Origin of the sequence: Methylocapsa sp. S129 (assembly GCF_009765995.1) — a bacterium.
In the GTDB taxonomy this organism is placed as follows: Bacteria; Pseudomonadota; Alphaproteobacteria; order Rhizobiales; family Beijerinckiaceae; genus Roseiarcus.
The window spans coordinates 94779-113186 of the sequence record NZ_LMUI01000004.1; the positions used below are offsets into that span (position 1 = coordinate 94779).

The following is an 18408-nucleotide window of genomic DNA, read 5'->3' on the forward strand; positions in this document are numbered from 1 at the left end:
GCTGCTCGCGATGACAGCCGACCGCGTACGCCATCAATCGTCCGCTCCACGCAGGCGACGTCCGCCTGGGACGCGGCGCGAACATTTTAACAATGGCTTTTTGAACCAACGCCGGCGCCGACGCCCCGGAGCGGCGAACGGCTGATCGCGTGCGCCTGGGATAATGACGAACGTCGGTCTCTTCTCGCCGCGCCTCTGAGCCCTACTCCAACAAACCCCGAGGTTGCCAATGCCAGTGGAATCACTGCGCAAGCAATGGGACGCGCGCGCTGCCAGTGCGCCGTTGCACTGCGCGATGACGTTCGAAGGCGACGATCTTGTGCTCGGCGCTGGGACGAAGCTCGCCGCCGTGGAGCGCGGCCTTCGAAAGGCCGACGAGGACGCCGCTCCAACAAGTGATGCACGCCTCATCGCCATGCTCAGCGCGGCATATCGCCGTCCGATTGGCGCACCGATTCTTGGCTACATCCGCCGCGCGCTCGTCAAGCGAGGCGAAGGCGAAACCGCCGTCGCCTTGACCCACCTCGCGCTGACGGGGTTGCCCAAGCTAGCGCAGCCAATAGAAGACGCGCGCCGGCTATTCATGGCCGACGGCCTGATGAAGGCAGGCGTCGGCCCGCGCACAATTCTGAAGGCGCTGGAGCTTGACGAAAGCCTGCTGACCGAACTGCAGCGCCGCTACAATCCCGATCAGCCGCGTGTGCCCGCGGGCAACGGCGAGGAGAGCGGGCAATGGACGGACGGGAGCGCAGCCGGCGCTGTTGGACCGAGCGCAAGATCAGGTCGCCCCACTGCGCGCCGGCAATATGCGCAAAACTCGGTTAGCGACGCCGAAAGATTTCCGACGGAACCAGAGAACGAAGGCGAGCCTGTCACCTTCTACAATCCTGAGACTCGGGAGTACAGACACTTCCGCGCGAATTCGCCGATCACACCGCCATTTCTGCCAGGCTTCATAAACCTTAACCAGCTGCCGCATGGTGAAACATACTTCGAGCCTCCCCCCGTTGAGACCGAACCGGGAGATGACGACCCCGTGCCTGGGGGCGAGAAGACCGAGGACGTCGACGATCCGGTCCCGCAAGGCAGCCAGCCGACCGCCGCCGACAAAGCAAAGGCGCGCGACGCGCAACTCGCGGCGAACAAGGCGGCCGGAGCCAAGTGGGAGGTTTGCACCGAGAACGACTCGCTTTCCGCCGGACTGCTCATTGGGCGACAAATCACAATTATAACGGACAGCGGGATTTCCTTTCGCGCCGACCATCTTACACTGGACCCAACTACGGGAGAGTTCGGCGGCGTCGAGGCGAAGGCATCCCAGACCGCTCCTCTGACGCCCGGTCAGGAGGTTGGCATTCCGGAAGTCGCAGTAACCGGAGGGACAATTCGGGGGGCGGGAAAGCCCAACTTTCCCGGCGGCATGCGTCTCCCACCCTTCACCATAAGAATCGTTCGGCCACCGACAGAGAAATTCATGACGATCGAACAGCCCGACGTAATAGATTTTACGACGACGGACCCGGTTTCCGGCGATGTCTGCCTCGTCATCAGCGATCACCTCCGATTCGACGTCGACGAAGCCCAGCATCTGTGGATGCTGCAAGGCAAGGTCAATAAATATCTCGGCGCTATCGAGAGCGGCGAAATATACAAGCATCTTCCGCACGCGATTGGCAAAAAGATCATCATTTTCATCGCTGCAAAATATCCGCTGACAGAAAACGCGCGCTATTTCATTGAGAGATGCCAAAAAACATTAGGCGACTATGGATTGGAATTGCAGGTGGACAATCGCGGTCCCGGCGCCCGCTCGAAATCCGCTTCGTCGGGCGGGCCACACGAAAGCAACGTCGAACAGAAACAGTAACAGCACAACGATTGTTGGCGGAACGATAGGCGCCGCTGCGTTGCGCGTCGCAACGAGTGCATCTGCCCCCATCCCATCTGAAATTGAACCGCCGCTGCTTACGTGCCGACTGTCGCAAGCCGCCTGGCGACATCCTCATCGCGCCACGACGATAGCCGCTAACACCCGCCGATAGTCCGCGCTCGCGCTTACTTGGCGCTCCCTCATCTCACGGGCCATCGCCCGCAATGTCACATTCAAATCCGTCCGCTCCCTCGGCGACGGCGCATCCCTCACGCCGCTCCTGACCGCAACCCCCACAGAAATGGACCCCCCATGAGCATCGCACAGACTACCGAAGAAACCCTCCGCCTCACCAAGGAAGCCCTCGCGCAGCCCAATGCCGCGCTCGCAAAGAACGTCACCATCGCCACCGGCCTCTCCGCATACGATCTTCAGGCGCCGGCGAAGAATCTCTATCCGACGATCACGCCGCTGCGCAATGCGATCCCGCGCGTGCAGCGGCTCAATCCGGGCGACGCGGCGCGCTGGCGCACGATCTCCTCCGTCGCCGGCTCCGGCTTCGACGCGATGGGCTGGGTGCCCGAGGGACAGCGCTCGGCGAGCATGTCCTACGCCGCCAATCCGCAGACCGCGCCCTATGTGACGCTCGGCGAGGAAGACACGGTGACCTTCGAAGCCGAGGCCGCTGCGCAGGGTTACGAGGACGTCAACACGACAGCCACATTGCGCCTGCTGCAAAAGACCATGCGTAAGGAGGAGACTGGCCTGCTCGGCGGCAATGCCTCGCTCGCGCTCGGCACGCCCGGAACGCCTGTGCTGACCGCATCGGGCAGCGGCGCGACCCTTCCCGCCGCGACCTATTCGGTGATCGTCGTCGCGCTCGCCTTCGAGGGCTATCGCAATTCCTCACTCGTCGCCGGCGTCGCGACGACCAAGACGATCACCGGCAATGACGGCAATACCTACAGCCTCAACGGCGGCGCCTCGAACAAGAGCGCCAATGCGACGCAGGCGGTCACGCTGGGGCAGACTTTGTTCGCCACGGCGCCGATGGTCAATGGCGCCGTCGCTTACGCCTGGTATGTCGGCGCGGCGGGCTCGGAGACGCTGCAGGCGATCACCACGATCAACAGCCTCGCGCTCTCGGCGCAGCTCGCCAGCGGGCAGCAGCCGGCGAGCGCAATCAGCGCCGATTATTCTCGCAATTCCACGCTCGCCTTCGACGGCCTGCTGACGATCGGCTTCAACCCCGTCAACAGCGCCTATGTGCAGGCGCTCAGTTCGGGGACAGCGGGGACCGGCTCCTTCCTCACCGCGTCCGGGCGCGGTTCGGTCGTCGAGATCGACGCCATGCTCGTGCAAATGTGGAACGCCTATCGCCTGTCGCCCACCGTGCTCTATGTGAACGCGCAAGAGCAGAAGAACATCACCAACAAGTGCCTGACCAGCGCGTCCGGCCCACTGGTGCGCTACAACATCGCCGCCGACAGCGATCGCGGCGGTCCCTATGGCGTTTCGGCTTCGGGCGTCGTGCGCTGGTATTACAATCCGTTCAGCGTCGACGGCGGTTTCGACATTCCGATCCAGGTCCATCCCGACCTGCCGCCCGGCACCATTCTGGCTTATTGCGAGCGTCTCCCCGTTTGGTACCAGTCCAATGAAGCGCCCAATGTGGCGGAGGTGCTGACGCGCCGCGACTATTATCGCGTCGACTGGCCGGTGCGCACGCGCCGCCGGGAATTTGGCGTCTATGCCGAAGAAGTGCTCGCGGTCTATGCGCCGTTCGGCATCGGCATCCTCACCAATATCGGCAACGGCTGAGACGGCGGGCGCAAGCGCCCGCTCGCTCTTTCAGCGGCGCAAAGAGGAGACAGTCCATGTCCCCCAACGATCTCACGACCCTGCCGGCGCTCAAGGCCTGGCTCGGCCTGCCGGCGTCGGCTTCGCCCTATGACGCGACGCTCGCCGCGCTCATCACGGCGGCGAGCCGCGCCATCTACGCCCTGCTGAGTCGGCCGGCCCTACTGCCGCAGGATTACAACGAGGTCCTCGACGGCGAGAGCGCGCGGATTACGCTTCGTCACTGGCCGGTGCAGAGCATCGCTTCGCTCGCCATCGACAATCTGGCCGTCCCGCCCGTCGTCGCCGGCGTTCGTCACGGTTATCTCCTACAGAGCGCGGACATCGCGCCACCGAGCCGGCAACAGGCCGTCGACATTTTCGGACGCTGGGTCTTGCGCGGCCGACTGAATGTCGCGATCTCTTACACTGCGGGCTATGCTGTGTCGGGCGAAGCGCAGATCGTTCCCGCCTCCGCGCCCTGGCAGATCGCCGCCGCGGCGCCGTATGGGCCGTGGGGCTGCGATGTCGGAATCGTCTATGCCGCGACGGGCGCCGCATTGACGGCGGTCGGCGCATCGCCGTCAGCAGGGCAATATGCCGTCTCCGGCGGCCTCTATTCATTCTCCGCGGCGGACGCCGCGACGTCCTTGTCCATTTCCTACGGCTACATCCCGCAAGACATCGCCCAGGCGGCGCTGGAGCTCGCGGCGGAGCGTTTTCGCGCCGCCGAGCGCATCGGCCTCAAGTCCAAGTCGGTCGGCGGGCAGGAGACGATCGCCTACGACACATCGGCCATGTCAGCCGCGGTTCTCGCGCTGCTGCAACCTTATCGCCGAGTGACCATGTCATGCTGACGCTCGGCCTTGTCGGCGCCGACGCGCTCGATGCGCGTCTTGGCGCTTTCCCCGCGCAGTTCCTCAACGATCTCAGCGCGAAAGCCGCGGCGCTTGCCGACGCCCTCGTCGACAAGGTGAGGAACGACAAACTGTCGGGCCAGGTTCTCAACGCGATCAGCGGCGAATTGCGCGACTCTATTTTCAGCGAAGTGCGCATCGACAGCGATGGCGTCGCGGTCAACGTCGGCTCCGCCGGCATTAAATATGCCGCGATCCAGGAATATGGCGGCAAGACTGCCGCCCATGAAATATTGCCTGCGAAGGCGAATGTTTTGGCGTTCATCGCCGGCGGCGCTCTTCACTTCGCCAGACGCGTCGAACATCCCGGTTCGCTCATTCCCGAACGTTCCTATTTGCGCTCGAGCCTTGCCGAAATGATGGACGAGATCATCGCGGCATTCGCAGAATCGCCGGGCGAAACCTGGGAGGGCCCATGAGCCGCGAAGCCGCCTTCTCCAGTCTCTTCAACACGCTCGCCAACGCCTATTCCTGGGGCCTCGCGTCGCGCCGGCTAAAACTCTGGAGCGAAATTCCCGCCGCGATGCGGCCAGCCTTGTTCCAGCTCGAAGCGGGGCCGGAAACCTATTCCTGGACTTCGCTCGCCACGCCCAGGCGCACGATCGAGGCCAGATTGTTCCTCTATTTCGACTCCCGCGATCCGCTGACCCCTGGCGCCATCGCGATCAACGCCGCGCTCGACGCAATCGACGCCGCTCTGGCTCCCCAAGCCGGCGACATCGCCCTCGGCCGCCAGACACTCGGCGGCGCGGTCTACGATTGCAAAATCTCCGGCGTTCCCGTGCGCGACACCGGCGACATGGACGGCGACGGGCTGGCGGTGGTGAGCGTGAAACTGGCGCTGCCGTAGAACGCGTCGCTGCGAATTTCCAATCCCCATCACAACGGAGAACCTCCATGTTCGTCTTTGGTTCGGGCGTGCTGATCGGCACGCCGCAAGGCGGGACGCCGATCAATTTCGGCCTCGCGCAGGAAGTGACGCTCAATCTCAGCACAACGACGAAATCGCTCTACGGGCAATATAACTTCCCCGTCGCGATCGGCTCGGGAACGCGCAAGATGGCCGGTAAGGCGAAGATGGCGCGCATATCGGGCCAGGCGCTGGGGTCGCTGTTCTTCGGCGTGACGCCGTCGACCGGCGTCACGCAGACGCAATTTGGCGAGGCGGCAAGCGTCCCGGCGTCCTCGCCCTATACCTACTCGACGAGCTTCCATGCGACCTTTGTCGCCGATCAGGGCGTCGTCTATGCCGCGAGCGCGCTGCCGCTGAAGCTTGTCGCCTCCGCGCCCGCGGTCGGACAATATTCGGTTGCGGGCGGCGTCTATACTTTCGCGGCGGCCGACGCCGGCGCCGCTGTGTTGATCTCCTACACCTATGCGAACGCGACCAGCGGCGAGAGCATCGCCGTCGCCGCGCAATTGATCGGCCCGACGATTTCATTTTCGGCCAATCTGTTCGCCTCCGATCCGACCACTGGCAAGCAATTTTCGGTGCTTCTCTACAATTGCGTCGCGGAGAAGCTCGCCTTGGGCACCAAGCTTGAGGATTTCGTTCTGCCTGAGCTCGACTTTCAATGCTTCGCCAATAGCGCGGGCCAGGTGTGCCAGCTCAATTTTGGAGACGCGGCATGAGCGAGGAGGCCTTCCTTGTTTCGCTGGCCGGACGGCAATGGTTTTTGCCGCATCTGCCGTTCCGCGCGATCAAGAAAATCCAGCCGGCATTGTTTCAGATATATGCCGAACTCGGCGGCGCCGCGATTTCGACAGCGAGCGTCGCACGACTCAGCGAGGCGCAGCTCGATCGTCTCGCCGAAGCGACTTATCAGGCGATCACTCACGTCGATCCCGAGCTTTCGCGGGAGGACTTTCTCGATTTACCCTTCTCGGTGAGCGAGCTGATGCAGGCGTTTCCAGCCATCGCAAGGGCCGCCGGGTTGCGCGCCGCCACAGCTTCGGAAGCGTCTCGGCGGGAGGCGCCGGGGGAGCTGATTTCGACCGGCTGATCGCCCATGTCGTGGCCAATACCGGCTGGACCTGGGATCAGGCGCTCGACGGCCTCACGCTGCCACGGCTCATGGCCCTGCAAGCCGAATGGCGCGCCCATCCGCCGGCCCATTGGCTGCTCGCCGCGGCATTGAAATATCGGGCGCCGCCCAACGCGGTCGACACGCCTGCGCGACACGCGACGATGGCTGAGATGAAGGCGGCCTTCCCGGCTGGCCGGCTCTGAATCGCATTTAAGGAGCCGCCCATGGCCGACGCCAATCTCGCTGTCACATTCTCCGCCTCGATCGACAATCTCACAGCCGGAATCGCTGAAGCGAAAGACGCTTTGTCGAGCCTTTCAAGCCCGATCAGCGAGATGAACACGCAATATGCCACTCTCGGCGCCTCGATCACGCAAGCCTTCGCGGCCGACAAGGTGCAGGCGTTCAACGCCGCGCTGCTCGCATCCGTATCCGTCCAGAACTCGCTTGCCGCCGCCCATGCGCAGGCCGCCGCCGCGATACGCTCGGGCGATGACGCATCCTATGCCGACGCCATGCGCGCCTCGAAACTAGCGATCAGCGAGGAGATCAAGGACGTTGAAGACGGCTTGAAACAGAAACTGGCGCTCTTCAGCGAAGAGGCGACGCGCCATGAGATCACGCAGCAGCAGAAGGTGACGATGTCGCGCCAGGCGACCGACGCCGAATATCAGGCCGAACTCGGACTGCTGCAACAGGAGCAGGCGCTCGGCACGACGACGCTCGCGCAAAAGCAGCAGATCGACGACAAGATTCTCGACGCTGAGCGGCGCCATCAGGATCAAATGGCGAGCCTCGTCCAGAAATCGATCAGCGCTCAGCAGCAGCAATATGAGAATTTCGGCAACGCGATCTCGCAAAGCTTCAATTCGCAATTGCACGGCCTCATCGATGGGACCACCAATTGGCAAACCGCATTCAAGAATATCCTCGCCGATCTTCTCATCAAATTCATCGAATGGGGCGAGACGACGGTGATCCAACATGTCGCCAATGAAGCGGCCAAAACCGCCGCCACAACGGCGGGCGTCGCCGCTCGGACTGGCGCTGAACAGTCGGGTGCGGCGGCGTCTCTGGCGACTCAGGCCGCGACAATGATCCGGTCGATCATGTCGTCGGCCGCCGAAGCTTTCGCGGGCGTGTTCGGTTTTCTCGCGCCGATCATGGGCCCGTTCGCAGCCGGCCCCGCCGCGGCGGCGCAGGCGACCGTCGCCGGCGTCGCCGGTTCTGTCGCCTCGGCCGATATCGGCATGTGGCAAGTTCCCAAAGACATGCTTTCGCTGGTCCATCATAACGAACTGATCATGCCCGCCGCCGAAGCGGGCGCGTTCCGCGATATGCTAGAGGGCGGCGCCCAGCCGCAAACGGGCGGTGGCGCCGTCCACATCCATCCCACAACGAATTTCCACGTCTCGGCGGTCGATTCGGGAAGCGTCGCCCAATGGATGAAGAACAATAGTCCCGCGATGATGAAGGCGATGGATGAAGCGGTGCGCCATGGCGCGCATCTCGGCCTGCGTCGGCTCGCAGGCGCATGAGCTTCGTCGCCGGCGTTCATCTCCTGCCCTCGACAGGCGAGTTCACTTACGACACGATCTCCCATCGGGGACAACGCCTGACCGGGCCGACGCTGCCGCTCAACAACTTCTTCGCGCCAGGCGACTCCTACACCGATTACAGCGCCGCGATTGACCAATTGCAGGCGGCGTATCCCGCCTGCACAACCGTTTCTCTGGTCTGCGCGTGGTTTGGCGATTCGCTCGACGCGTCGACCTGCCAGATCTACCCTTCGACGACTTACATCGGAGGCAATTTCGAGCAGCTTTCGGGCGGTTCATGGATTTCCGATACGTGGCGCGTATCCGGACTCACCCAGGCCTCGCCCGGCCTCATCGGGATACCAACGAGCGGCGATTCTTTCATTTACGGCGGCACGCCGTCCGATCCAAGCATCGTGCGCTGCATTCAGGATTTGAAGGCGCGCGGGTTTCGCGTCATTTTCTATCCCTTCATTTTGATGACATCCGCCGGCCTGCCGTGGCGCGGCAGCATCGCCTATTCGCCCGATCTCACCAGCGCTGCGACATCAGCGGTCAACGCATTTCTCGGCTCGGCGACGACGAGCGACTTCACGCCGGATGCGGTCAATCTCACCGTCGCCTATTCCGGGTCACCGACCGATTACACCTACCGCCGCATGATCCTGCATTACGCCTGGCTGTGCACGATCGCCGGCGGCGTCGATCTCTTCATGATCGGCTCGGAGCTGCGTGGGCTTGAGACGATTCGCGGTCCCGGCTGGACGAAAGCGGGCGCGACGGACAGTTCCGGCAACGCGACATGGGACTATCCTTTCGTCGCGGGATTGCGGACGCTCGCCAATGATGTCCGTTCGATTCTCGACAGCCAGGGCCTGACCAAGAACCTGTCGACGCTGAAGAACCTCATCGCCTATTCCGCCGATTGGTCGAGCTGGATGGGATATCAGCATCCGAGCGAGGACGGCCAATGGCCGCATCTCGATCAGCTTTTTGCCGACGCCAATATCGATCTCGTCGGCTTCGACAATTATCTGCCGCTGTCGGACTGGACGACGCAAGGCGGCCTCGATGTCGACAATTGGGACACGCCGGCGTCATCGGGCGCGTGGCCGCCGACGCCGGCCGCCATGAACGGCCTCGGCCTCTCAGGAGCGCCGACGCTTTATTCCCTGCCCTATCTCAAGACCAATATCGAGGGCGGCGAGAAATTCAACTGGTTCTACGACGACGGCGCCAATGACGGCGTCGGCCTCGATCCGCTCGGATCCGACCAGCAGATATCGCGACCCGAAGGCGATAGGCTCACGCAATCGCGCAATCCCTATTATCCGAACCAGCAATTGCTCGCCAACAAGCAATTCCGGTGGTGGTGGAACAATCTTCATTACGCCATCTATGATGATGGCGATGGAACCGGATGGTCGCCGCACGGCCCGCAAACCCAATGGCAGGCGCAATCCAAATCGATCGCCTTTATCGAATATGGCTTCCCGGCGGCTGACAAGGGAACCAACCAGCCAAACGTTTTCTACAACCCCGCCTCAAGCGCAAGCTTCACGCCTTATTGGTCGGTCTGGCGAGCGGTCGCCGGCGGTTCCTATCTACCGCTGCGCGACGACACGATCGCGTTGCTCGCGCTGCAGGCGCTCTACGAATATTGGAACGTCGACGGACGCAATGAGACGTCAGACGCCGGCGTCCCGATGATCCAGTTCGCCTTCTCCTGCGTCTGGAACTGGGACGCACGGCCGTTCCCCGCCTTCCCGACCCTCAATAGCGCTTGGGGCGATGCTGGCAATTGGTCGGCGGGCCTGTGGCTTCCAGGACGCGGGCCGGCAACGCCGCCCTTGCAGCCCTCGGCGCCGCCCTCGCCGGGGACCTATCCGACATTTCCAAATCTGATAACGCTAAGCTGGTCGAGCGTCACGCGGCCGAAATTCGCGACCGATGTGATCGACCTCGCATCCGGCCGCTCGACGCGCCGCTCGCGTTATGGCGCCGCGCTCTATGACGTGGAGCTCACCTATGAGGTTCTTCGCTCCGCGGCGCCTTACGCCGAATTGCAGACCATCGCAGGTTTCTTTAGCCAGATGCAAGGACAGGAAACGCCCTTCTGGCTGGCGCCGCCGGGTCAGTCCAGCATCACTGCCCAGGCGATCGGGACTGGCGACGGCGTGACGAGGACGTTTCCGCTCGTTCGCAGCTTTGGCGGCTATAGCGAAACGGTTGCGGGGACGTCGGGGGTCACGGCGGTTTACGAAAACGGGTCACCGGTTTCGTCGGCGCTCTACACAATCACGCCCGGCTACCAGCCGGCGATCATGTTCGCGACGGCGCCAGCTTTGGGGGTCACGATCTCAGCGGACTTCGGCTTGCTGTGGCTCTGCCGCTTCGCCGACGACGTTCTAGATCTCGAAGAATTCATGGCGATGCTGTTCGCGCTGCGCGTGGTGAAGTTGCAGACCGTGAGATTTTGAAGGGGATCGACCGGCAATAGGCAGTGGGCCGTTTTCGACTGCCCACCGCCTGTTGCCTACTGCCCTGGCGGAGCCGCCCCATGACCACGCCCCCTTCCTTCCCAACGCTTCCAGGCCAAGGCTGGAGCGTTCATAAAAAGCCGACCTTCTCGACCATTGTCGCCTCGCACGTATCGGGCCGCGAGGTGCGCGATCCGCTCTGGCAATATCCGATCTGGGAATTCGAGCTGACGTTTGACGGGCTTGCGTCGGATTCGGCAAGCTGGCCAAGCCTCGGCGCGCAATCGCTGCAAAGCTTGATGGGCCTGTTCCTGCAATGTCAGGGACAATGGGGAACGTTTCTTTACGTCGACCCAACCGACAGTGCCGTCATCGATCAAGGCCTTGGGCTGGGCGACGGTTCGACCAAGACTTTCACTATGGCGCACACGCTCGGCGGTTTCATCGAGCCTGTCGGCTGGGCGACGGCGCTGATCAACGTCAAGGTCAATGGAACGCTTGTTAGTTCCGGCGTCTCCCTGGCGACGCCCAACTCTCTTGTCTTTACAACCGCGCCGGCGTCGGGGGCGATCGTAACCGCGAGCTTCTCCTACGCGTTCCTGTGCCGCTTTCTCGACGACAGCGAAGACTTCGAGCAATTCATGCAGAACCTGTGGGCGATCAAAAGCGTGAAATTCCGCAGTGTCCGGAGCAATTGAAGAGGGCAATAGGCAGTGGGCAGTGAGGAGTGATTGCCCCGCGCCTCCTTCACGGAGCAACGCGATGAAAACAGCCAGCACGGCCCTCATTAGTTTCATCAACGCGACGCGCGCGAGCCCCGACGCACCGATCGCCTTCGCTGATTGCTTCACCTTCACGCTGCCGTCCGGCCTCGCGCTGACTTACACCAATGTCGATCAACCGATCGCCTATAACGGCGCCGTCTTCGCGGCGAATGGTCCGCTCGTCCAGGGCTTGAAATATCGTTGCGCCGCCGGGCTCGATGTCGACAAGCAGCAGATCGTCATCGCAGCGCGACCGACTGATCTTGTCGCCGGCGCGATGTTCCTCAACGCCCTGCGCGATGGCGCGTTCGACGGCTGCGTCATCCAGCGCGACCGCGTGTTCATGACCGCGCTCGGTCAGCCGCCTATCGGCGGCGTCACTTTATTTCATGGGCGCATTTCGACCGTCGACCAGGTCGGGCGCACCAGCGCCAAAATCACGGTGGCGTCCGATCTTATCATTCTCGATATGGATATGCCAAAAAACCTCTACGCGGCGACCTGCCTGCATACGCTCTACGATTCTGGCTGCGGAATCATCCGGGGAACCTATGCGACATCGGGAACCGTGGGAGCGTCTTCAACGGCCTCGCTCATCAATTTCTCCGGCGCGCTGATGGCGCATCAGCAAGGCGCCATTCTCTTCACATCGGGCGCGAACGCCAATGTCCGAGCGACCGTGAAGCTCGCCGTCGCGGGCGTTTCATTGACCTTGATCTATCCGCTGCCCAGCCCGCCCACGACCGGCGACGCCTTCACCGTCTATCAGGGCTGCGACCACACGCCGGCGACCTGCAAGGCGCGGTTCAACAACCTCGCCAATTTCCGCGGCTTCCCCTACGTGCCGCCGCCGCAGATTGCTTACTGAGTCGCTCACGCCGCTTGGGCGTTTCCGGCCGACTCTCCAACATTTCGGGATGTGCGATGCTCTTCGAGGAATTGCGAAGCAATGGGGCGCGCTTGGCCCGCGCGCGCCCTTGCACACCGCGCTGAGTTTTGTCGACGATTGGCTGGTGCTCGGCGCCGGGACAAGGCTTGCCTTGGCGAAGCGCAGCGCTCGCGCGCTGGTAAGCGATTCGGTCGAGGGCGATGACGCACGCATCAGCGCGTTGGTCTGCGCGGCCTACGGACGGCCGCTCGATCCTCGCGCACTTCGCTATATCCACCGTGCGCTCGTCAAACACAGCGAAGGCGACGCCACGCTGGCCTTGATGCACCTCGCGATGACCGGCCTGTGGCCGTTGAAGGAACCAAGGCAAGCGGCCTATCGGCTGTTTATGGCCGATCGCTTGATGAAAGCGGGCCTCGTGCCGCGCGATCTGATACGCGCGCTTGGCCAAGATCCTGGCTCGGTCGATCAGCTTGAGCGTCGCGGCTACGACCCCAACCAACCGTGCGTGCCAGCCGGCAACGGGCGACCGAGTGGTCGTTGGGGCGATGGCTTCGGGGAAGGCGGAGCGCTGCCGGAGTTCGGTGAGGATCGCAAACCCATCATGCTCGCCACTTCGTCATCGGATATCAGCCCGTTTCTCTACCAAAGTACCAAGCAGACGGCGATGATTCTCATAGCCCTTTTCGCTGCTCAGCAGGTCGCCAGCCGTATTCTTGATCTGATTTTCGTCCCGCGGCGTTCGCCCTCTGCGATTCTCGAAGGCGAAGTTCCGGATTATCCCAACATTCGCTATCGCTGGGATGGTTCCGCATAACAGCTCGCAATCCGCGCCAAGATCGGCGATCACTGGACCACCCTGGCCGAGGGATATGGCGACGACGACGGGCTCTTTCGCGACCAGAATGGCCAACCATTCGCGCGCGCGACGCGCGGCGGCCTTGTTCTCGACACCGACGCGCTGGGCCTGCCCAGGAAGGGCGGAAGGTCGCAAGATGATGAGGCGGCGGCCGCCATGGCGGCGGGCGCAGCAGCTAGAGCTGCCGCCAGCGCGACGGCGACCTCGCAAGCGACAACCAAAGATCGCCCCAAACTTTGCCCCGCCCCGACTCCGGAAAGCAATGTGGGTTGGTCGGACAATTCGATTGGATACCAACAATACGTCACCGGCCTCCCGCCTGGCCTAAAGGTCCAGCTCAATGACGTTGATTTTGACGGTTGCCGCGAACCAAAAGGGCCAATGCTTGAGGGAAAGGGCGCATTCGAGAAATTCATGCAGAAAGACGAAGAAAAATTCCAGCCGTGGTTTACTGGAGCTGACGATTGGCCCCGCCAATTGGAGGATCAATCTGTCGCCGCCCGCGCCGCTGGGATGAGAGTCGAATGGCATGTGCAAGAAAAACGTGTCGCCGACTACATCCGAGGATTGGCTAGCGGTTATGACAACATCACGGTAATATGGGATCCGTGGCCATGATTACCAAAGAATCATATTATTTTGAGCTCCATTGGGGGAACCGACGCGAGACTCCCGAACAATGCGCGATACGATTCGGACGGACGATCGATGAATTGAACGCGCTGGATGGGGTTTTCGGCCAGTGGAACAAACTGGCAAACACCATCGAAGAAGCGCAAGACCCATTTTGCAAAGTGCCCGCCGATCAGGAGGAGCTGATTGCGGTCTTTCTGAAGAAGAGACGCCGCTATGACTATCCCCCGGACAAGCTATGGCCGGAAATGGGTTATTCCGTTGGGGCATGGAACGGGATGGACGAACCCTTCGGTGCTACGATCGCCGTCCACCCGGGAACCTACGACGCTCACATTGCTCGAGCGAATTCGCTAAGACTATATCTCAGCAGCCGCCGGCAGAAAACGAGCGAGCCTTGGCACGGCAGTGAGTTGGCTAGCATCATGCGGCTGCTCGTCGAGGCATGGGACACGAACGAAGCGAGCGTAGCCTGCGCACGCTATCAGCCGGACTCGCCCCAAAACGCAATGGGGAAGGTGCTGTTGCCGCGGCCGGGATGGCTGACCTATCTGGCGCCGTGGCAGCTTCTGAAAGTGACGCCGCCCGAAGGCATTCACGTTGAAAAGCTTCCACAGGGCGGCGTCATATGCACGATTTGTGAGGAACCGTTTACGATCGACAATCCGCGACACATTGAGCTTGCAGAAGCGCTGAACCAAGCCATGCGTCCGATCCAGGCGTTTCCTGCCCCCATAGACTAGCGTTTTCGGCACCGCTGCAGTAGCTCGGCAACCCGCGGTGGCGCGAATGAGGATGGGCCCCCCCCGATCGATGCCTCACAGGCATAGTGGCGCCGCGCGCAATGGTGCGCCACCCTCCGCGTCGTTCGCACTTCACTCAATAACGGATCGAGGCCGCCATGAACGAACCCGCGACTCGCGCCGCCGTCGTCGCGGCCACCCGCTCCTGGATCGGCACGCCATACCACGTCTGCGCCGACGTCAAGGGCGTAGGCTGCGATTGCGCGATGCTGCTCGTGCGCGTGTTCTGCGATCTCGGCCTTGTGGCGCCCTTCGATCCGCGCCCCTATTCTTCCGACTGGCATCTGCATCGCAGCGATGAGGTCTATCTGCGCCTGCTGCTGGAGCGCGCCCATGCCGTCGATTCGCCCGAGCCCGGCGATGTCGTGTTGTTCCGCTATGGGCGCTGTTTCAGCCACGGCGGCATTGTGTCGAAATCCAGCCCATTGACGATCATTCACGCCTTCGCCGCCGCCGGGATCGTTCTTGAGGAAGAACTCTCGCATAATGTCGCGATCGCGCATCGTTTGGACAGTGCGAAATTCGCGAGCTATTTCCGGGCGCCGCCTCCGTCGCCCGGTTCCGCGGATGCGCCGCATCCTTCAAACCGCGCTCCAGCTCTGGCGGGCGCCTGATGGGCTGGTTTCACACAAAGAAGTCGAGTCCGGCGGTCACGCCCGACTATACCGGCCTCCAGCTTCAGACCTCCGTCAACACGCTGCCTGTCGCGATCGTCTGGGGCGAGTCAAAAATTGCGCCCAATGTCATCTGGTACAGCAACTTTCAGACGCATACACAGACGGAAAACTCCGGCGGCAAGGGCTTCTTTCGGACCGCCACGACATCGGGCAATACTTATTCCGCCGATCTCATCCTCGCGCTTTGCGAAGGGCCCATCGCCAGCATCGGCCAAATCTGGAAAGACCAGTCGATCTACACGCTTTCTTCGCTCGGCCTGAGCTTGTTCACCGGAACGACGCCGCAAAGCGTCTGGGGCTATCTCGCGGCGGCCAATCCGGCGCAGGCGCTCACCTATCAAGGCACCGCCTATGCCTGCGCGGCGAGCTACGCTCTGGGCGACGACGCCAGCATTTCGAATCATAATTTCGAGGTCCGCGGCATCCTTTACGGAAGCGGGATCAATGGCGTCGACGCCGATCCGGCTGAGGTCATCTCGGATTTTCTGACCAATGCGCAATATGGGCTTGGCTTCAACGGCGCCGGCATCAATGCGGCGACCCTGTTCGGCGCGTCTGGCGATTCCTCACTGCAGACCTATTGTCGCGCGAGCGGCATTTGTTTCAGCCCGGCTTTGACCGATCAGGAACAATCCTCCAGCATTCTGGCGCGCTGGCTGCAGATTTGCAATTGCGCGGCGGTGTGGAGCGGCGGGCAGCTCAAGTTCATCCCCTATGCGGAAGATGCGGTCACGGGTAATGGCTATACGTTCAACCCGGACGTCACGCCGATCTATAGTCTCGCCGACAACGATTTCGTCGACGCCAAGAGCAATGAGGATCCCGTTCTTGTCTCGCGCGTCGACCCGTTCTCGTTGCCGACGATCCAGCGCATCGAAGTCATGGACCGGACCAACCAATACGGTTCGACTCCGATCGAGGCGCGCGACCAGTCGCAGATCGAGCTTTATGGGCCGCGCGTCGGCTCGACTGTAACGGCGCATGAGATATGCGACGTGTCTGTTGTCGCGCCCATCGTCGCGCAGACGATCCTGCAACGCGCGCTCTATGTGCGCGCCAATTTCACGTTCAAATTGTCCTGGGAATATTGCCTGCTCGACCCGATGGACATTGTCGCGATCACCGACGCCAATCTGGGCCTGTCCAATTATCCCGTGCGCGTCCTTTCGATCGAGGAAGACGACAGCGGAATTCTGACCGTTACGGCGGAGGAAGTGACGATCGGCGTTTCGACGCCAGCGCTCTATCCTGCTCAAAGCGCGTCCAGCACGATTCCCAATCAGGGCGCGACGCCCGATTCGGTCAATGCGCCCGTGATCTTCGAGCCGCCGCCCGCGCTGACCGGCGGCGTCCCGCAGCTCTGGGTCGGCGCGTCAGGCGGGGCTTCAGGCGCAGCCGATCCCAATTGGGGCGGCGCCTTCGTCTGGGCCTCGATCGACAATGTGACATACACCGAGGTCGCGACGATCACGCAACCGATCAAGCAGGGCTTTCTGACATCGGCCCTGCCTTCGGCGACGGGCTACGGCACGACGAACACGCTGGCGGTCAACCTCGCCGAGAGCGCCGGCGCCCTGGCGAGCACGACGGCCGTTGCGGCGCAACAGGGCGTGACGCTGGCGTTGGTCGACGATGAATTGCTGGCCTATGCCGCGGCGACGCTTACTGGCGCAAACGCCTACGACCTCACCGGCCTCGCGCGCGGCCTCTATGGTTCGACGCCGGCGGCCCATGCGAACGGCGCGACTTTCGCGCGTCTTGACGCTTCAATCGTCAAATACGACCTGCCTTCTGGGTTCATCGGACAAACGCTGTATCTCAAGCTCCAGGGATTTAACGTATTCGGCGGCGGCGTCCAAGACCTCGCCGCCTGCACGGCCTACGCCTACACCCTCAGCGGGGCCGGCGCATTGGGGCCGATCGCTTCGAGCCTCGCAGCGGGAACGCCGCTCGATTACGACCTCGTCAGCCACGTCGTCTCGGAGGCGGACGATTTCGGCGATCTGACTTCGCCCTACGCCACAACCATCGATTTGGGGACCCTTAGCTCATGAGCGTTCAGGTCAAACGGCGCCGCGACACAGCGGCCAACAACGCGGCTTTCACCGGCGCGCCAGGCGAGATCGTCGTCGACACGACGAACAACCGCATGATCGTCCATGACGGCGCGACAATCGGCGGCTTTGCGGCGGCCAAGCTCAGCGAGGTCGTCACCAACACACGCCGCGCCGTCGCCGATGCGGCGACGACGATCGTCGCTGGAGATCGCCTTGTGGCTTATATTAGCCTCACCGCCTCGCGCGTTGTGACGCTATGTGCTGCGAGCGCCTTTCCGACCGGCGCGGTGCTGACGATCGTCGACGAAAGCGGCGCTTGCTCGGCGACGGATACGATCACGGTCATGGCGTCCGGGACCGATATGATCAATGGCGCGGTCAGCTATGTGCTGCAGTCGGCACACGCCTATGTCGCGTTTGAAAGCAACGGTTCGGGAAAATGGACGGTCGTCGATCAATTCCAAGTTCCGATCGCCGCGCTGAACAATGTCGGAATTATCTGTTTTACGGCGCGCAACGTTAATCTCAACGCCACAGGCGATACCGCCGTCCCAATCTCCATGCCGGCAGGGACTTCTCGCTACCGCCTCAATTTTGTGGCCATCGACAACTCGCAGGGCGCTTTACCGACCACGGCAAGGCTCGGCATTTATACGGCGGCAAGTCAGGGCGGCGTGGCCATAGCCTCGCCGCAAGCGTTGAGCGCCATCACATCTCAATCCACGGATACGGCTGGAAATCTTATGGTCGCGGTTCTGAACAACGCCGCGACCACCTCTTTCGTCGACGCCACGCTTTACGTCAACGTTGGGACCGCCCAAGGCACGCCGGCAACGGTCGATGTCGTGATCTTCCTGTTCCCTCTCTGACGGAAACGGCGGCACTTTCAGCACCGTTCGAGACAGCCTACAATCCTGCGAACGCCAGCAGTTATGGGATGTTGCGAGGCAGACGCTGGACGCACGGTTAAACGTAAGCGATGTTCTCAGGCCACGGCTTTGATGGCGGGGGCGTAGGCCCAGGGCAAGAGATCGTCGATTTGGCTATTGGGATGG

Annotated in this window: 18 protein-coding genes; all 18 read left to right on the top strand. The window is 62.3% G+C overall.

The genetic code is table 11. The annotated features are described in order from the left end of the window. Positions 1-229 precede the first annotated feature (229 nt). The 18 genes from GSQ90_RS00525 to GSQ90_RS00610 all read left to right on the top strand — a co-directional run bounded on the left by GSQ90_RS00525 (position 230) and on the right by GSQ90_RS00610 (position 18222). Complete coding sequence (locus tag GSQ90_RS00525) at positions 230-1867, top strand: DUF6572 domain-containing protein (protein WP_158812520.1); 1638 nt, start codon at positions 230-232, stop codon at positions 1865-1867. A gap of 315 nt (positions 1868-2182) precedes the next feature. Then, positions 2183-3691, top strand: a complete 1509-nt coding sequence (locus tag GSQ90_RS00530; protein ID WP_158812521.1) for a hypothetical protein — start codon at positions 2183-2185, stop codon at positions 3689-3691. A 56-nt stretch (positions 3692-3747) separates the two neighbouring features. Beyond that, a complete protein-coding gene (locus GSQ90_RS00535; RefSeq protein WP_158812522.1) occupies positions 3748-4566 on the top strand; it encodes a hypothetical protein in 819 nt (272 codons plus the stop codon). Further along, complete coding sequence (locus GSQ90_RS00540; RefSeq protein WP_158812523.1) at positions 4560-5045, top strand: hypothetical protein; 486 nt, start codon at positions 4560-4562, stop codon at positions 5043-5045. Before GSQ90_RS00535 ends, GSQ90_RS00540 begins: the two co-directional genes overlap by 7 nt. Next, positions 5042-5476, top strand: a complete 435-nt coding sequence (locus GSQ90_RS00545; RefSeq protein WP_158812524.1) for a hypothetical protein — start codon at positions 5042-5044, stop codon at positions 5474-5476. Before GSQ90_RS00540 ends, GSQ90_RS00545 begins: the two co-directional genes overlap by 4 nt. A 47-nt stretch (positions 5477-5523) precedes the next feature. Further along, positions 5524-6258: a hypothetical protein gene (locus GSQ90_RS00550; protein ID WP_158812525.1), complete on the top strand. Its 735-nt coding sequence runs from the start codon at positions 5524-5526 to the stop codon at positions 6256-6258. After that, positions 6255-6629: a hypothetical protein gene (locus tag GSQ90_RS00555; RefSeq protein ID WP_158812526.1), complete on the top strand. Its 375-nt coding sequence runs from the start codon at positions 6255-6257 to the stop codon at positions 6627-6629. Before GSQ90_RS00550 ends, GSQ90_RS00555 begins: the two co-directional genes overlap by 4 nt. Positions 6630-6640: 11 nt before the next feature. Continuing rightward, entirely contained in the window at positions 6641-6856 is a 216-nt protein-coding gene (locus tag GSQ90_RS00560; RefSeq protein WP_158812527.1) for a hypothetical protein, read from the top strand. A 21-nt stretch (positions 6857-6877) separates the two neighbouring features. Further along, a complete protein-coding gene (locus GSQ90_RS00565; protein WP_158812528.1) occupies positions 6878-8191 on the top strand; it encodes a hypothetical protein in 1314 nt (437 codons plus the stop codon). Next, on the top strand, positions 8188-10671 hold the full coding sequence (locus GSQ90_RS00570; protein WP_158812529.1) for a glycoside hydrolase TIM-barrel-like domain-containing protein: 2484 nt from the start codon (positions 8188-8190) through the stop codon (positions 10669-10671). The genes GSQ90_RS00565 and GSQ90_RS00570 overlap by 4 nt, the downstream gene beginning before the upstream one ends. Before the next feature lie 80 nt (positions 10672-10751). Further along, positions 10752-11369 (top strand): DUF2460 domain-containing protein, encoded by a 618-nt coding sequence (locus tag GSQ90_RS00575; protein ID WP_158812530.1) that lies wholly within the window; start codon positions 10752-10754, stop codon positions 11367-11369. 64 nt (positions 11370-11433) lie between these two features. After that, positions 11434-12303, top strand: coding sequence for a DUF2163 domain-containing protein (locus tag GSQ90_RS00580; RefSeq protein WP_158812531.1), 870 nt, complete (start codon positions 11434-11436; stop codon positions 12301-12303). 145 nt (positions 12304-12448) lie between these two features. After that, positions 12449-13141, top strand: a complete 693-nt coding sequence (locus GSQ90_RS00585) for a hypothetical protein (protein ID WP_158812532.1) — start codon at positions 12449-12451, stop codon at positions 13139-13141. Between the two features lie 198 nt (positions 13142-13339). Continuing rightward, positions 13340-13801: a Tox-REase-5 domain-containing protein gene (locus GSQ90_RS00590; RefSeq protein WP_158812533.1), complete on the top strand. Its 462-nt coding sequence runs from the start codon at positions 13340-13342 to the stop codon at positions 13799-13801. Next, the gene (locus GSQ90_RS00595) at positions 13798-14559 is read left to right on the top strand and encodes an Imm52 family immunity protein (RefSeq protein ID WP_158812534.1); all 762 of its coding nucleotides are present in this window, start codon (positions 13798-13800) and stop codon (positions 14557-14559) included. Before GSQ90_RS00590 ends, GSQ90_RS00595 begins: the two co-directional genes overlap by 4 nt. 158 nt (positions 14560-14717) lie before the next feature. Then, positions 14718-15233 (top strand): hypothetical protein, encoded by a 516-nt coding sequence (locus GSQ90_RS00600; RefSeq protein ID WP_210254781.1) that lies wholly within the window; start codon positions 14718-14720, stop codon positions 15231-15233. After that, complete coding sequence (locus tag GSQ90_RS00605; protein ID WP_158812535.1) at positions 15233-17350, top strand: phage tail protein; 2118 nt, start codon at positions 15233-15235, stop codon at positions 17348-17350. Before GSQ90_RS00600 ends, GSQ90_RS00605 begins: the two co-directional genes overlap by 1 nt. Then, the gene (locus GSQ90_RS00610) at positions 17347-18222 is read left to right on the top strand and encodes a hypothetical protein (protein ID WP_158812536.1); all 876 of its coding nucleotides are present in this window, start codon (positions 17347-17349) and stop codon (positions 18220-18222) included. The genes GSQ90_RS00605 and GSQ90_RS00610 overlap by 4 nt, the downstream gene beginning before the upstream one ends. Positions 18223-18408 lie beyond the last annotated feature (186 nt).

What these genes read in the sequence shown, in the direction of transcription:
- GSQ90_RS00525 (WP_158812520.1), top strand. Translation starts at nt 230, where the DNA reads ATGCCAGTGGAATCACTGCGCAAGCAATGGGACGCGCGCGCTGCCAGT.
- GSQ90_RS00530 (WP_158812521.1), top strand. Translation starts at nt 2,183, where the DNA reads ATGAGCATCGCACAGACTACCGAAGAAACCCTCCGCCTCACCAAGGAA.
- GSQ90_RS00535 (WP_158812522.1), top strand. Translation starts at nt 3,748, where the DNA reads ATGTCCCCCAACGATCTCACGACCCTGCCGGCGCTCAAGGCCTGGCTC.
- GSQ90_RS00540 (WP_158812523.1), top strand. Translation starts at nt 4,560, where the DNA reads ATGCTGACGCTCGGCCTTGTCGGCGCCGACGCGCTCGATGCGCGTCTT.
- GSQ90_RS00545 (WP_158812524.1), top strand. Translation starts at nt 5,042, where the DNA reads ATGAGCCGCGAAGCCGCCTTCTCCAGTCTCTTCAACACGCTCGCCAAC.
- GSQ90_RS00550 (WP_158812525.1), top strand. Translation starts at nt 5,524, where the DNA reads ATGTTCGTCTTTGGTTCGGGCGTGCTGATCGGCACGCCGCAAGGCGGG.
- GSQ90_RS00555 (WP_158812526.1), top strand. Translation starts at nt 6,255, where the DNA reads ATGAGCGAGGAGGCCTTCCTTGTTTCGCTGGCCGGACGGCAATGGTTT.
- GSQ90_RS00565 (WP_158812528.1), top strand. Translation starts at nt 6,878, where the DNA reads ATGGCCGACGCCAATCTCGCTGTCACATTCTCCGCCTCGATCGACAAT.
- GSQ90_RS00570 (WP_158812529.1), top strand. Translation starts at nt 8,188, where the DNA reads ATGAGCTTCGTCGCCGGCGTTCATCTCCTGCCCTCGACAGGCGAGTTC.
- GSQ90_RS00575 (WP_158812530.1), top strand. Translation starts at nt 10,752, where the DNA reads ATGACCACGCCCCCTTCCTTCCCAACGCTTCCAGGCCAAGGCTGGAGC.
- GSQ90_RS00580 (WP_158812531.1), top strand. Translation starts at nt 11,434, where the DNA reads ATGAAAACAGCCAGCACGGCCCTCATTAGTTTCATCAACGCGACGCGC.
- GSQ90_RS00590 (WP_158812533.1), top strand. Translation starts at nt 13,340, where the DNA reads ATGGCGGCGGGCGCAGCAGCTAGAGCTGCCGCCAGCGCGACGGCGACC.
- GSQ90_RS00595 (WP_158812534.1), top strand. Translation starts at nt 13,798, where the DNA reads ATGATTACCAAAGAATCATATTATTTTGAGCTCCATTGGGGGAACCGA.
- GSQ90_RS00600 (WP_210254781.1), top strand. Translation starts at nt 14,718, where the DNA reads ATGAACGAACCCGCGACTCGCGCCGCCGTCGTCGCGGCCACCCGCTCC.
- GSQ90_RS00605 (WP_158812535.1), top strand. Translation starts at nt 15,233, where the DNA reads ATGGGCTGGTTTCACACAAAGAAGTCGAGTCCGGCGGTCACGCCCGAC.
- GSQ90_RS00610 (WP_158812536.1), top strand. Translation starts at nt 17,347, where the DNA reads ATGAGCGTTCAGGTCAAACGGCGCCGCGACACAGCGGCCAACAACGCG.